1 pseudogene is annotated in these 641 nt (G+C 42.7%); it reads right to left on the minus strand.

Going from position 1 to position 641, the window contains the following annotated elements:
* Positions 1–374: pseudogene (locus tag H0R92_RS14035) on the minus strand (Rpn family recombination-promoting nuclease/putative transposase); the annotation flags it as partial.
* Between the last annotated feature and the right edge of the window lie 267 nt (positions 375–641).

Genomic DNA, 641 nt, shown 5'->3' on the forward strand with positions numbered 1-641 from the left:
TTATCAGCAAGCATTGCGCGCACCTCCTTATCGTCGGTTTCTATAAATCTTAACCAATTAACCAGCCGTTGTGCTTTCTCATTCGGTTCGGCTTTTACTGTTCGCTTTTCTTTCGCCTTGGCTAGGTTCAAAAAGTGAATCTCAAGTTCATCGGAAAGTTCAGTATGCAGATGTCTTTCAAGAACCCGATATTCACTGTGCAAAAGACCGTTTAACCTGAAACCTTCACCGACCAGATTTATTGTAATACACTTGGGCAGTTTTGTATACACTTCACCTTTCTGTAAATTCTCTGTATACATTTTAGCCCAATAAAAAACCGTACGCTGGGCGAACTCATCGTTCCACCGGTTTTGAATTTCGATGTCTATGACATATTTCTTGTCCGCAACATAAACATATACAACAATGACGGAAGCGTTGGAATGCCCCGCAAAAAGGCTTCCGCGCTTCGCTTGTGCAGAATTTTTTGCGTGTCATTCACGCTTCCGCCGTTACTATATCTGCGGACAAAAAACTGTACCGGTATAAAAAGAGGCATAAATGAGCAATTCTGAAGAATTGCTCACCGAAATTTGTTCATATGCGAGATTGCCGCTGGCAATCTCGAGTTAAAGAGAGCGGCGCTATTTCAGCCGCTC

This window comes from Treponema sp. OMZ 840 (assembly GCF_050937815.1).
Taxonomy (GTDB): Bacteria; Spirochaetota; Spirochaetia; order Treponematales; family Treponemataceae; genus Treponema_C.